At 37.6% G+C, this 14,741-nt stretch carries 10 protein-coding genes; 8 read left to right on the top strand and 2 right to left on the bottom strand.

What is annotated here, in order from left to right; all coding sequences use genetic code 11:
* Positions 1 to 5 precede the first annotated feature (5 nt).
* Positions 6 to 809 carry a DUF2705 family protein gene (locus tag SanaruYs_RS13115; RefSeq protein WP_127123013.1) on the top strand — a complete coding sequence of 268 codons (804 nt, stop codon included), beginning with the start codon at positions 6 to 8 and terminating at the stop codon, positions 807 to 809.
* Positions 810 to 1,057: 248 nt separating this feature from the next.
* Here the strand turns inward: SanaruYs_RS13115 and SanaruYs_RS13120 are convergent, their stop codons facing one another.
* Together SanaruYs_RS13120 and SanaruYs_RS13125 are read right to left on the bottom strand one after the other, a co-directional pair.
* Positions 1,058 to 2,710, bottom strand: a complete 1,653-nt coding sequence (locus SanaruYs_RS13120) for a hypothetical protein (RefSeq protein WP_127123014.1) — start codon at positions 2,708 to 2,710, stop codon at positions 1,058 to 1,060.
* 5 nt (positions 2,711 to 2,715) lie between these two features.
* Positions 2,716 to 3,483, bottom strand: coding sequence for an ABC transporter ATP-binding protein (locus SanaruYs_RS13125; RefSeq protein WP_127123015.1), 768 nt, complete (start codon positions 3,481 to 3,483; stop codon positions 2,716 to 2,718).
* 188 nt (positions 3,484 to 3,671) lie between these two features.
* Between SanaruYs_RS13125 and SanaruYs_RS13130 the strand changes: the two genes are divergently transcribed.
* The 7 genes from SanaruYs_RS13130 (at position 3,672) to SanaruYs_RS13160 (ending at position 14,673) form a co-directional block, all read left to right on the top strand.
* Complete coding sequence (locus SanaruYs_RS13130; protein ID WP_127123016.1) at positions 3,672 to 4,514, top strand: universal stress protein; 843 nt, start codon at positions 3,672 to 3,674, stop codon at positions 4,512 to 4,514.
* Positions 4,507 to 6,918 carry a heavy metal translocating P-type ATPase gene (locus tag SanaruYs_RS13135; RefSeq protein WP_127123017.1) on the top strand — a complete coding sequence of 804 codons (2,412 nt, stop codon included), beginning with the start codon at positions 4,507 to 4,509 and terminating at the stop codon, positions 6,916 to 6,918. The genes SanaruYs_RS13130 and SanaruYs_RS13135 overlap by 8 nt, the downstream gene beginning before the upstream one ends.
* A complete protein-coding gene (gene ccoS / locus SanaruYs_RS13140; protein ID WP_127123018.1) occupies positions 6,915 to 7,076 on the top strand; it encodes a cbb3-type cytochrome oxidase assembly protein CcoS in 162 nt (53 codons plus the stop codon). Before SanaruYs_RS13135 ends, ccoS begins: the two co-directional genes overlap by 4 nt.
* A 178-nt stretch (positions 7,077 to 7,254) precedes the next feature.
* Positions 7,255 to 8,823 carry an amidase gene (locus SanaruYs_RS13145; protein WP_127123019.1) on the top strand — a complete coding sequence of 523 codons (1,569 nt, stop codon included), beginning with the start codon at positions 7,255 to 7,257 and terminating at the stop codon, positions 8,821 to 8,823.
* A gap of 127 nt (positions 8,824 to 8,950) precedes the next feature.
* A complete protein-coding gene (locus SanaruYs_RS13150; RefSeq protein ID WP_127123020.1) occupies positions 8,951 to 9,397 on the top strand; it encodes a KTSC domain-containing protein in 447 nt (148 codons plus the stop codon).
* A 118-nt stretch (positions 9,398 to 9,515) separates the two neighbouring features.
* Positions 9,516 to 10,874 (top strand): oxygen-independent coproporphyrinogen III oxidase, encoded by a 1,359-nt coding sequence (gene hemN / locus SanaruYs_RS13155; protein WP_127123021.1) that lies wholly within the window; start codon positions 9,516 to 9,518, stop codon positions 10,872 to 10,874.
* A 451-nt stretch (positions 10,875 to 11,325) separates the two neighbouring features.
* Complete coding sequence (locus SanaruYs_RS13160) at positions 11,326 to 14,673, top strand: hypothetical protein (RefSeq protein WP_127123022.1); 3,348 nt, start codon at positions 11,326 to 11,328, stop codon at positions 14,671 to 14,673.
* The last annotated feature ends 68 nt before the right edge of the window (positions 14,674 to 14,741 follow it).

Below are 14,741 nucleotides of genomic sequence, written 5' to 3' on the forward strand. Positions count from 1 at the left end.
GCACTATGCTTCACCTCTTAACAATTGACTTAAAAAAACTAACCAGCTACCGTACTTTTTGGGTAGTAGTTGGGTTATATTTTTTAACACTGGGTTTCACCACAGCCAGCGGTATGGAATTTTTGAAGTGGCTTGCTTCAAAAGGAGCTGAGTTTGGTACTTCGCTTAATATTAATCGAATTCCATTGTACCACTTTCCAGACATTTGGCAGAATTTAGTTTACATAAGTGGATTCTTTAAACTGATTCTCGCTTTCATGGTAATCATTTCAGTGACGAATGAATTTACCTATCGCACCATCAGACAAAATATTATCGATGGCTTAAGCAGAACAGAGTTCTTACTTTCCAAAGTTTTAACAAATGTGCTGTTAAGTGTGCTCAGCTGCCTAATGATATTTTTCATCGTTATGCTAACAGGTCTTATTTATACACCCAATCTTGAATTGTCTTACTTGTTTTCAGACATAGGTTTTCTAATTGCTTACTTTTTAGAAGTTTTTGCCTTCTTGTCATATGCATTAATGCTGGGCTTACTAATACAGCGATCAGGGCTAACCATTGTGGTAATAAGTTTGTCGCACATGTTGGAGTTTATTCTTAAAGCCAATCTTGACGACAGGTTCCCTTCTATTATTCCATTTTTCCCGATGGAATCAATTAGCAATTTGGTAGCAATGCCTTTCCCCCGGTATGTATTTCAGGAAATTCAAGATTATGTGAGCATCACCTCAGTCGCTATTGCTTTGTTCTGGACAATTGCCTTCAATTATTTAAGTTACCTGAAACTGAAGAAATCTGATTTGTAACATAACATTACTTATATAGTCAAAATGCGGCCGAGTGTCGCATTTTTATTTTCTGCTTTACAATTCATTCACAAACTGTTCGTCATATTTCAGTGATTTTAAGAATTATTTTTTCAATAGCTGCGACTGGTCAGACCGCTTCTTGCTTTACTATACAACGATCATACCGGTTGTTATAGCCTACTCCGTGGTTTGTGTCCTCACAAACCACTTCCTTCACCGGTTATTCCTTCACTGAAAAAAAATGTTTAAGCTCCTTGCAAATCCTTCCAGGTAATTGTACTGAACGACTTAAACATAAAGTAAGCAATGATGACGAAGATGGGAGCAAGCACCCAGAGTGAACCACTTAACTGCATAGCGCCATAGTGTAAAAAACCCAATAGCGCCATCGTTAGCATCATAATAATACCTCGTGCAAAATTACCACCACTGTTTCTTGCACCATCAGGCGCGCTTTGAGGCAAATGCTTTTTATTGAGAATGGAAATGCTTAGGATAATAACAATATTATTAGCTAACCCAAACAGTAGATCATCAATTACAGCCGTCCCCCAAATGACAAGCGAAAAAACAGATACGGTCAGGTATATCGGAATAAAAAGATTTGCTAACAATGCTTTTATAGATCCTTTCAAAATATAACCCGGTTGATTAACCGGAGATGAGAAAAACACCCAGGATGATTTGAAGTTGTCGCTAAAGGATACTTCAAAGAGTGCAGCATAGAGAATAAATGTGGAAAAATAGATGAGTAGTAAATAAGAATTTCCTCCCTTTAAACCTTCCAATACACTGCCACTGTTATCATTAAATCTAAAAAGAAAAATAATGGCCAATACGATAAAATATCCAATGGCTGGATAGAGTTTTAATTTTAATTTTCTATCTCGAACAATTGCTTTACTGGTTAAACTATAACCTGAACGTTCAGGTCCTGGTTGAGTAATTAGTTCGCCAATCTTGTCTGCCCACGACTTTTCACTTTTAATTGATTTAGGTGTTACATGACTATCGGTACCCATGTCCTGAATTTTTTCAGTAAACAATGGTGCAAGAAATTTACTCACGTAATAAATGCTTAAAACAGGAACTCCCACAGCAATTACAACAAAGACTAAGTGTGTTAGATCGAATTGCAAAGTTTCGAAAGCCTCAATGGTCGCGCTAAACCAAACAGGAGGTATTAAATAAGTCCACCAATGAAATGTAAAAGTTGTTTCGAGTGAATCAATAGTGCCCAGCAAACGGGGCATCAATTGGTAGCTTCCCATAAAAAGTACCGTCATAAATATCTGAAGGTAGTTTATCGTGTTTTTCAATTTCTCTTCACTGGTGAAACGCATAATAAGTAAATACAACGCATTAGTAATTGTGAGTGATAGAAGAACACATAGTATCAGAGAAATTAAAAATGCAAGAATTCCTGCAAAGCTATATTTGATAAAAACTGCGATAATAGACCCTAGTGATAGTGCAAGTGCTAGTAATCCTATATAAAGAATAATATGTGTGATACGAGCTGCCAGTAAAGTCTTGCTGCTAATCGGCCTTGGAAGAATGATGGAATTATCGCTCGTGTCCAGTAAAACAGAAGAAAAATCTGTAATCAAAATCATGATCGTCATAACCATAATATATGCGAATATGAACGTCATGGTTATAACGACAGAAGGTATTGTATAAATCAGAATGGAAACTAATAATCCAAAGACTAAGTAAATCACTAGCGCATAATAGTAACTTCGATTAGAAGATGCTTGCCCCATAGAAAGCATAGGCCTTCTACCATCCATCATTAATTTAACGGCAACAATAGATCTTACCTGATGATAGTCGATACCAAATATTTTATAAACAAAGCTTAAAGCATCCAAAAATAGCAGCAGTATTTTATCCATAGATATTATTGTTTAATGATATCAATGAATTGACCTGCTGCACTTTCATGCTCTTTGTTTCCGGTTAGCTCAGTAAAAAGTTGTTCCAGCGAACCACTATGCGCCTGCGAATTAAGCTCTGTGAATGGTCCATTGGCAATAAGTTCACCTTTGTTGATGATCATGATACGATCAGATATTTTTTCTACCACGTCCATGATATGCGAGCTGTAAAAAATTGTTTTGCCTGCTTGTTTCAGTTGGCTTAATATTTCTTTTACCAATATCACTGCGTTGGCATCCAAGCCAGATAATGGTTCATCTAAAAACAAGATTGAAGGATTATGCAACATTCCGGCAATCAAGAGTACTTTTTGCCGCATGCCTTTGCTGAAGGTAGTCATGCGGTCTTCTTTATGGTTTGATAAGCCAAAGACATTCAGCAACTCTTTAGACTTTTTGTTTAACGAGGTTTTATCCAGAGAATATAGATTACCCACAAACTCAAGATACTCCAAGGGTGTGAGGGTATCGTAAAGTGCGGCATTTTCAGGTATATAACCAATACGCCTTTTAACTTCAAGTGCTTCTGTTCTTACGTCAAGGCCAAGCACGGAAGCTTTACCTTCAAATTCGTTAATTAAGCCCGTAAGAATTTTAATTGTGGTACTTTTACCAGCTCCGTTTGGGCCGATATAGCCAATGATTTCTCCTGCTTCAACCGTAAACGAAATATTCTTTAAAACTGGGTTGGCATAACTTTTAGAGAGCGCCTCTACAACAATTGCTTGCATACACTTTATTTGAGCATTAATAATACGCATAACCCATTAATGTAACAAATGTTAAAAAGGCAGATGTCAATCGTATATCGTAAATGTTAAATCTTAATTTCTCTGATTTTTGTCAGTTTTCTAATTGACCGCTATCACGTAACTTAATGGTAAGGCTATATACTTTTGGCTAACTAAACAGCAAAGCCATGAAAACGATATTAGTTCCATGCGATTTTTCGAAACAGGCAGTAAATGCCTTTCGGTTCGCGCTTGATATTGCACGTCAGTCAGGGGGCGAAGTGCACCTCACGCATGTTATTGAGTTACCTGTAATGCACGACAGTGTTTTAATGCCTGTAATGTCTTTTGAGGAAGTGCTGTTGAAGGAATTAAGAGAAAAATCGCAGGTAGAATATGCTAAACTCATCAAAAAATACGCTGACCCCAAAGACAAGTTGAAAACCACAACGCAATTTGGTGCACCCGCCAGAATGATCCTCAGCTATATTGAAGAGAATAAAATTGATTTGGTCATTATGGGAACCAAGGGGGCCAGTGGTGTTAAAGAGTATGTGATAGGATCTAATGCAGAGAAAGTAGTTCGTAATTCACCTGTTCCGGTTATAGCTGTAAAAAACTATCCAAAACTGAGCACCATTAAAGACATTGTATTACCTAATACCTTGCATACAGAAATTCAGGAAGATTTGCTGATGAAAGTAAAGGCGATGCAGAATTTCTTTAAAGCTAACCTGCATATTGTTTGGGTAAATACCCCTTCAAACTTCACAAGAGACATAACAACTAATAAGCGACTGCAGGATTTTGCTAAACGCTTTTTATTTAAGAACTACACTACACATGTCTTCAACGATTTATATGAAGAAGATGGTATCATTAACTTTGCACACACTATAAACGCTGATATGATTGCTATGGGGACCCATGGCCGAAAAGGATTAGCCCATGTGTTGAGTGGTAGTGTAGCGGAAGATGTAGTAAATCACATAGACATTCCAATTTGGACTTATACAATGCGCAATGAGTAATTCAGTAGTTGAAGAATCCCCGGCAAGTAAAATCACTGAAAAAATAACCTGTTATCATTGTGGTCAGGATTGTGAAGATGAAATTCTGCAAAAGAATGGTAAAAACTTTTGTTGTTATGGATGCCAAACCGTATATGATATTCTGAATGAGAACAATCTTTGTGAATACTATACTTACGATACTAAGCCAGGTTTAAAGCATGAGTTAGTTGACAACGATGCCTTTGCTTATCTGGATGAAAAAGGTATTAAGGACAAGTTGTTGCTTTTTCAATCGGCAACTTTTGCCAAAGTAGAATTTTATGTGCCTGCCATTCATTGTATTTCATGCCTTTGGTTATTAGAAAATTTACAACGCCTTTGTACAGGGGTACTTCGTTCGCAGGTAAACTTCGCCCGTAAACGCGTTACTATTGAATTTGACCCCAGCCAGATTTCATTGAGTACAATAGCAGCCCGCATGACGTCCGTTGGTTATGCACCATTAATAAACCTGGAAAATAGTAAGTCTCAAAAGGAAACACATCCGTTGATTGCTAAATTATCAGTGGCAGGTTTTGCCTTTGGTAATATTATGCTATTAAGCTTTCCGGAGTATTTGGGATTGGATGCCTCAGAGCAATACCTGCAACAACTGTTTTCTTATTTGAATATTGCTTTGTCTGTTCCTGTTTTAATCTATAGTTCAAGCGATTATTTTAAAAACACCTGGACAAGCATACAACAAAAGCAAATTAATATAGACGTACCCATAGCCATTGGCTTAGCTGCTTTATTTTTTAGAAGTACTTACGACATACTTTTTCATATTGGCCCTGGTTATTTTGATTCGTTTAGCGGACTTGTTTTCTTTTTATTGATCGGTCGTTGGTTCCAAGATAAGACTTACGAGAGTCTTGCTTTTGATCGTGACTACAAATCTTATTTTCCGCTGGCTATTCATAAACAAATAGGTGTAGAGTGGAAACCTGTTGTAGTATATGATTTGGAATGTGGAGATGTTATTAAAGTGAGGAACATAGAGGTAGTGCCAACTGATGCAACGCTGCTCAGTGAACAGGCTTATATTGATTATAGTTTTGTAACAGGTGAATCCAAACCAGTTAAGGCCAATGTTGGTGATCTTGTGTATGCAGGTGGTCGTTTATTGGGTGAGCCGGTTATCCTGGAGGTGCAAAAGAAAACTTCTCAAAGTCACTTAACCAGTTTATGGAATAATGCTGTTTTTCAAAAGCCTAAAGAAAGCCGATATAAAAAAATGATTGATAAAGCCGCGAGAGGCTTTACATGGTTCGTCTTATTTTTCTCAATTGCAACGGCTGTCTATTGGTATTATGCAGATTCAGCCAACATGTGGTTGATACTGACTTCTGTGTTGATTGTGGCTTGTCCTTGTGCGCTTGCGCTTGCTGCACCTTTTACTTATGGAAATATGCTGCGCGTATTTGGTAAGCATGGCTTCTATTTAAAAAATGCAGATGTGATAGAACGCATGGCCGGTATTAACGCACTTGTTTTTGATAAAACGGGTACCATAACCCAAGGTGCGGCAACTGTACATTTTGAAGGGGATTTAACACAACACGAATTATCTTGTATCAAATCACTGGCTGCATCTTCTGTTCACCCCATGAGTGAGCTAATTGTAAAACACCTTACGATGCCTGCACATTGGACAGTAAAAAATCTGATTGAAAGACCAGGTAAGGGAATTGAAGGTGAAGTAGCTTGCTTGCCGCTAAAAATTGGTTCGGCCAATTTTGTCGGAGCGAATGCTTTACCAGATCAAACATCTTCACATGTTTTTGTTTCTGTTAGCGGAGAAGTGAAAGGGCATTTTACTATTACAACTGCTTTACGTAATGGGATAAAGCAAGCACTGGTAAATATGAATGCTTTGCCTGTGGCTATGCTTTCGGGTGATAATGAGAGCGATAAATTACGCATGAAACAAGTTTTTCCAGCTTCTGCGAAATTATTATTCCATCAAAGTCCGCAAGACAAAATGAATTTTATTCAAGATTGGAAAGCGGAGGGTAAGCAAGTAATGATGTTGGGTGATGGCTTAAACGATGCTGGCGCGCTTAAGCAAAGTGATGTAGGCATTTCTATTTCAGATAATGCTGGCGTATTTACACCCGCCTGCGATGGTATTTTACAAGGTTCTCAATTGACTAACCTAGCATTGTACTTACGTTTGGCAAAGGCCTCTACTACTATTCTTAAAGCTGCTTTTGCTATTTCTTTTTTCTATAATATTATTTCGCTCAGTTTTGCCGTAACTGGTTATCTCACACCTTTAGTAGCCGCTATACTAATGCCCATCAGTAGTATTAGTGTTGTTGGATTTAGTAGTATAGCGGTTGGTGTAGTGTCTCGTTCCATTTTAAAGAAAAGTGTATGACCATTATTATTTTATTAATATCGATTTCCCTTACCATTGCCATACTTTTCTTGGGTAGTTTTTTGTGGAGCATGAAATCAGGGCAGTTTGACGACACTTACGGACCTTCTGTGCGTATGTTATTCGAAGATAAAAAGGAGAAGAAGCAGGAAGGTTGATTACATTTTGTTTAACCTGATCTGTTTTGCAGCTTAGATGGCACTATATAAGAATTGCCGTTATAATTAATACGTGGGCGCGGATCAACCGAAAAAATCGTATTACGCTCGCTTGTCACTTTAAGATGCTGGTTTACTTTTTAATTATTTATCTTTCTTTATTAGATAAACCCATCTTATGAAGAAGTTAAACTATTTACTAGTCTTTCTGCTTGGTCTTGCTTTTTCGTGCCAGCCAGAAACTAAATCAACCCGCGAAACAAGCTATTTGGAAGAAATTACAGTGCGTGAATTACTTAAGGGTTATGAAGAAGGAACTTTTACCAGTGAACAAGTTGTAAGCGACTATCTTTATAGAATTGAAAGTATTGATAGAAGCGGACCAACGATTAATTCCATTATTTTTATTAATGAAAAAGCGCTGGAAGAAGCAAAAGCATTGGATGCTGAAAGAAAAGAAGGTAAAATTCGTGGACCTTTACATGGCGTCCCGGTTATCTTAAAAGACAATATTGATACAGACGACATGCCTACAACGGCAGGGGCTACTGTTTTAAGAAACTCTATACCATCATCAAATAGTTTTATTACGCAAAAATTAAAAGAGGCTGGTGCTATTATTATTGCTAAAGCAAATTTAAGTGAGTGGGCAAACTTCCGTGGCGATATGTCGTCAAGCGGTTGGAGTGGTGTTGGTGGTCAAACAAAAAATCCTTACGTATTAGATCGCAATCCCTGCGGATCAAGTGCAGGATCAGGTGCATCCATTGCAGCAAACCTGGCCGCTTTTGCTATAGGCACTGAAACGAATGGGTCAATTGTTTGTCCTTCAAACAATAATGGTCTTGTAGGATTAAAACCAACGGTAGGCCTACTGAGCAGAACCGGTATCATTCCTATTTCATTTACGCAAGATACACCAGGGCCAATGACTCGCAGCGTTGAAGATGTGGCCATCAGCTTAGGTACCATGGTTGGTGTCGATACTGCTGATGACAAAACATTAGCTTCAGATGGAAAGTACCTGACCGACTATACACCTTTTTTGAAGAGTGATGGTTTGAAGGGAAAGCGTATTGGTTTACTAAAAAACAGTATGGGCTTTCATGCCAAAGTTGATACGCTAATGAAGCGAGCCATCGAAGATTTGAAAAATCAAGGCGCAGAGGTAATTGAAATTGATTTTAGTTTAGAGCGCAGTGCGAATGGCGCTTCTTTTCAGGTATTGTTATACGAATTTAAAGATGGGTTAGAAAAATATTTTGCAAGCTTAGGTGATAAGGCGCTTGTGAAAACAATGCAAGACCTTATTGAATTTAATAAGAAGGATTCCATTGAGCTTCGCTATTTCGATCAGCGTTTATTAGAAATGGCTGCCGAAAAAGGTGATTTACAAAGTAAGGAATACTTGGAAGCCTTAACAACTATGCAGAAAGCCACACGCGAAAATGGTATTGATAAACTCTTGAAAGAAAACAAGCTCGATGCTTTAATGGCACCAACCGGAGCGCCAGCCTGGAAGACAGATTTAATAAATGGTGATCATTACATTGGTGGCAGTTCTTCGTTGGCAGCAATTTCAGGTTACCCGGCTATTACGCTGCCTATGGGTTTTGTGGATGAGTTACCAGTAGGGGTGTCGTTTTTTAGCACTGCCTGGACAGAGGGACTATTGATTGAGATTGCTTATGCCTATGAACAAAGTACAAAACACCGTAAAGCACCAAAGTTTATTCCTTCCAATTAAGAATTAGCTTTCTTTTTAGAAGTAGAACATACGATTAGCGAAAAACAAATTCAACTCGCCCTTGATCAGTTTTGATGATCAGGGGCGAGTCGGTTTTTAGGCTTAAATAGTTTATTTTTGCACCCGCATGAAAAAAATCATTGAATCAAGAAAGCTGCTGGGTGTAGAAAAGGATGTAACCTTAAAGGACCTGAAAACCATTTACAGGAACTTTATGAAGGACTGGCATCCGGATAAAATTCAGGATAATGAAGTGGCAAAAGCCGAAGCCGAAGAGAAAAGCAAAGCATTTATTGAAGCCTACCATTTGCTGGTAAGCATTGCGCCCGAAACGCATGAGCAGCAATTACCGCAGTATACAGAAACCATGAATTCATCAAGGCTTCTTGATTTTCAATATAAAGGGCAAACCTTGCAGATTGGTTTTGCTGATGGTAGTCGTTACGAGTTTTTTGGTGTGCCTAAAAGCATTTATAATAAGTTTATTAATTCAGCCACACCCGATCGTTTCGCCCGCAGACATGTTTACCACTCACATGTATACCGTAAAGTAAATAAGGCAACAGAAGAGTAATTTACTAGCAGTTACTTTGTTCAAATTTTTCGGCTGATTTATATCATAACCTCCCCTGATCGCACTCACGGTAAGATAAAGGAGGCAGCGCTATTTTTGTCTTCATCAATTTTATGTTATGAAGAACTATGCCGCTTTACTGAAAAAGTACGATGTGCCCGTGCCGCGCTACACCAGTTACCCAACAGTGCCGCAATGGCAAACGCAAGCTTTCGATACCATTGCCTGGCAGCAAAAACTAAAACTTGCTTTTGATGAAAGTAATGAAGCCAAGGGGATAAGTCTGTATATACACTTACCTTTTTGTGAAAGTTTGTGCACGTACTGCGCATGCAATACACGTATTACAAAAAACCATTCGGTAGAAGAAAAATACATTAAGGCTTTGATGCAGGAATGGTCCTTGTATGAAAGTATTTTTCAAACTAAACCTATTTTGCGCGAACTACACATAGGCGGAGGAACGCCTACATTTTTTAATGCAGATAATCTTGATAAACTATTAACAGCACTTCTGTCACGTGTAAATATTCATCCTGAGTATGAGTTTAGTCTTGAAGGCCACCCCAACAATACCATGTCAGCACATTTGGATGTGTTGCAAAAGCATGGCTTTAAAAGAATTAGTTTTGGTGTACAGGATTTAAGTGAGCAGGTACAAAAGGCGATTCATCGTATACAGCCTTTTGAAAACCTCGAGAGGGTAGTGCTGCAAAGTCGTGAAAGAGGATTTACTTCGGTTAGTTTTGATCTTATTTATGGTTTGCCTTTTCAGACAATAGCCAGTGTGGCCGACACCATGAAGCAAGTGCTTACGTTAAGGCCGGATAGAATTTCTTTTTATAGTTACGCCCATGTGCCTTGGTTAAAACCAGGCCAACGTGGTTATGAAGATGCTGACTTGCCGGGTGATATGCGAAAGCGAACTTTATATGAGACAGGTCGCTCACGATTAATCATGGCAGGTTATGTAGAAATTGGCATGGACCATTTTGCTTTACCGCACGACTCATTATTTAAAGCACAACGTGCAGGGAAACTGCATCGTAATTTTATGGGCTATACCACCACTAACACCGATATTTTAATAGGACTGGGCGCTTCATCCATCAGTGAAACAACCTATGGCTATGCGCAAAATATTAAAGAAGTAGAAGCGCATCAGAAATCTGGAGAAGAAGGTTTGTTACCCGTTTTGAAGGGGCACCTGCATGAAGGTGATGATCGCCTTCGAAAAGATATTATACTTTCATTGAGCTGTCATGGTTTTGCCAGAATAGAAGATGTTAAAGCAGTGGTTGATGAGGAAAGCATGGACTTGCTAGAAGAGATGCAGCAGGAAGGCCTACTGCGCATCAATCATGACGCAGTACGTGTTACACAGGCAGGCTTTACATTTATCAGAAATATTTGCCAGGTGTTTGATGCTTACGCTGATCTTATGAAAGATAAAGTTGTTTATAGTAAAGCGATATGAGTACTAAAATTAGTTAAGGTATCGCACGGCCAGCTCGTGGCAAGACTGGTTGCTAATACAATTCAAAATTTCAAATTTCAAATTTGACTCTCTGGCCTGACCCTGGCACCTGGCCCGCACTGGTCGTAGCGTCTCGCTACGACCCTTGAAAAGGCTGCATGACCCATCATTTTTTATTTCTTATTTTAAGATGCAGTAGCGCAAGAGATTACTTTTTTTTCAGAAATAAATTGTAGCGTTTTATTGATAGACAGAATTATATTTAAGGTCGTAGAGAGACTCAACGACCAGGAGGGTCAATTGAAATTCTAAAGTTTGAATTCAACTGAATGAAACATATTCTTTAGGCAGTAATTTAAAACCTGTTTTTTGATAATCTCTGTTCTTCTATTTATATTTAAAAGCAATTTTAACAAAATTGTAATCAAATAGTTTTTAAAATCTCGGCAGCATGCGCAAATTAATTGCTATCAGTAAGTTAGTCCTTATATTTTCATGTTCATTTTTTCAAGTCCAGGCTCAATTGGAAAATCCAATTCGTACTGATTTGATTCCACCCTCCCCGACAGCAGCAAATCTGGGAAGATATGGTGATGTACCAGTAACTCATTATACCGGAATGGCCAATGTCTCCATCCCAATATTCACTGTTGCGGGCAATGATTTAAGTTTACCAATTACGCTTACTTATAATTATAGTGGATTTAAGCCATCTCAGGAAGCAAGTTGGATAGGGCTTGGTTGGTCGCTTCAAGCTGGTGGAGTTATTACACGCACGATTGGAGACAAAGTAGATGGACATTTAGGCGCGGCAGGTGACTATACAGATGAAATATTCAATCTTGCCACTGACAACACATGGCTTAAAAATGCTTATCAGAATGCCATGTATGATACCCAACCAGATATCTATAGTTTTAACTTTGGTTCCTACTCAGGGAAATTTATCAAGTATAAAGATAAATTCTACGTTACACCATTTCAGAAACTTAAAATCACAGGTAACACCGGAGCGAATGGCTTTACTATTATTACTGAAGATGGTGTGAAATATGAATTTGGTAGTGCAGAAACGACAGTTCCCAAGAATAGTTTTGGCGCACCGTACACTTTACCTGTATACAATTCCGCATGGTATTTAACTAAGATTACTAATCCCTCTGGAACCGAATCGATACGTTTAGAATATGTAGATGAAGGTGAACAATTTCAATATGGCGTAAAATCACAGACATATCGAGAGTTTCAAAGTGGTTATGGGGAAATAGAGAACTCAAGTACTTTATTTCCTGCAAGTATTTCATTTCCAACTAAAATTATTAATTCAAAACGGCTTTCCAGAATTATATCCAAGAAGCACATAATTGATTTTAACCCTGAGATTAATGCTAGAAATGATATTGATGGAAATTCTAGAGCGCTCCACTCAATCTCTGTTATCTCAAGTGATCAAATGATGATAAAATCCTATTATTTTGAACATGATTATTTTGGAACGGGCTCTCACGGAACGACTTTTCTAAAATTAAAAGCCTTATCAGAGAGAAGTTCCGGTTCAAATTTAGAACTTAAGCACCTTTTCGAGTATGAAAATGAGAATGATACTTTTGGTACAGGCTTCGATTCTTCAGTTGATCATTTTGGTTATTTGAATAGCCCCGGTAGTTTTGGGTTTTCCTTTATTCCAACACCTATTTACCCTATTGGCCCAAGCCGTACCCCAAACTTCAACTATACAAAGTATGGTGCACTTAAAAAAATTACTTACCCTACTGATGGAAGCACTGAGTTTGAATATGAACCCAACATTCTTTTTTCAGGTAAAAATTATTTGAAAGTTGGCGGTACAGTCAATTTAGAAATAATCAGACCCGTTAGCATTTCAGATTTAGTGATACTTGAGACTTCTGAAGAATTCAGCATCAACTACAATCAAACTATAGATTTAACATTTTCCCGAATACCTAAAGTTGCTCCATTTGATGAGCATGTCAATCATGATAATCAACCTGAGCTTAAACTAGAAAGACTTTACTATGTTGATGGCGAAGTAGATGTGATTCAGAACCTGGGGGTTTTTAAGATTTTATTTAATGTTGATAATCCTGGAAAAACTATTCCAATGCAACTTGATGCTGGCATTTACAGAATTACAATTTACTGCGATAAAGGCGAAACTACAGTATCTGCCTACACAAATTATAAGAATGAAGATCAGAATGTTCCATTAGAAGGCTCTGTTGGTGAAGGTATACGAATCAAAAAAATCTCCTCCTTTCCAAACGAAGGGAGTCCAATTATAAAAAAGTATTCATACAAAAATGATGAAGGTTTTTCCACTGGAATCGGGCGCTCTAACCCAAGCTATTCATCAAAACAATTTTCTATATCAACTTTTGACCCATATGCTGGAGAAATTGCTCGTGCAGTTTATGTTCAGCATACTTCAAATCTATCAGAGGGTTATGTGCAAGGTTTGCCTTGGATGTACAAGTTCGTAACTGAGGAACTTGTCGCTGGCGAGGAGCAACAACGAACAAGCTTTTTTTATAAACTAACTGGAGATTTAAGAGAAGCTAACCTTATAAAAAAAGTAGTTAATAAAAAGCTGAATGATCATTTTATCCCAATCCATAAGTCTGCCTATTCATATAAGGAAGTTACAGACACAGTTTTTAATGGTATTTCAATATATCTAGCAGAACAGGTTGTTTATACAAGTGGAAATTTTGGTACAGGTGGTATTTACGGATATGACTATGTGAGTCAACCTATGGATTGGAATTATTTGGATTCTTCTATCGAAACAAAATATGAAGGAACTGATTCACTTGTAACAAAAACAATAAATATTTACGATGATGTTACCCGAAACGTAGTTGGAAAAGAAATCACATATCCTGATGATACAGAGACTTATATAAAATATAAATACCCTGAGGATTATATAACTTCATCGACAGCAAGTCTTGTAAACGCACACGTTTTATCTCCAATTATTGAGGAGCAAGTATGGAAAAAAAACAACTCAGGTGATTCTATAATGGTTAAAGGGACAATAAATAAATACAACACCCTTGCAAAAGTCTCTAGAATCTATAGTTTCGAATCCAATATCGGAGCTGATTCTTTAACATCGGAAACCCAGTCGTCTGGAAAATATAACACTCTAATCAGTGACAATCGATATGCGCCAAAAATAGATTTTGATTACAATGATGCAGGTGACCTTGTTAGTCAAAAGCTCACAAATAATACCACACTATCTTATATATGGGGGTATCCTTCGCTTCCAGAATCAGGATCCTCAATTGCTGGTTTTACTTTACCAATTGCTGAAATAAAAAATGCCCTACCTTCTGAGGTTTTTTATCAAGGTTTTGAAGACATTGGTCAAGTACAAGATGCAAAAGCAGGGAAAAAATCTTTCGCAGGGCTATACACAATAAGTGCTTCATTTACGGGTAATTATACGCTTACTTATTGGAAAAAAACAGGAACAGGTGAGTGGGAATTAATTGAGGATAATCTTGTTAATCCATCAAATATTCAGATAGGATCTGCTGATTCTTTTATTGACGAAATACGGTTGTACCCGGTACATGCAATGTTAACCACTTTTACACATCAACCTGGAATTGGGGTTACATCAATTGCGGATGCTAATAACCAAATACAATACTTCGAGTATGATTCACTTGGCAGACTAAAGGCGATTAAAGATTTCACTGGTGTGCTTAGGACTTTCATGTATCATTATAAAAATGAGATTGTTGGAACTATACCAATTGTTGACTAACCGTGTATTATCAGTAGTATGAAAGTTGCTGATTAAGCATTGTTAGGAAATTTATCCAGATTAAGAAT

This window comes from Chryseotalea sanaruensis (assembly GCF_003990915.1).
Classification (GTDB): domain Bacteria; phylum Bacteroidota; class Bacteroidia; order Cytophagales; family Cyclobacteriaceae; genus Chryseotalea; species Chryseotalea sanaruensis.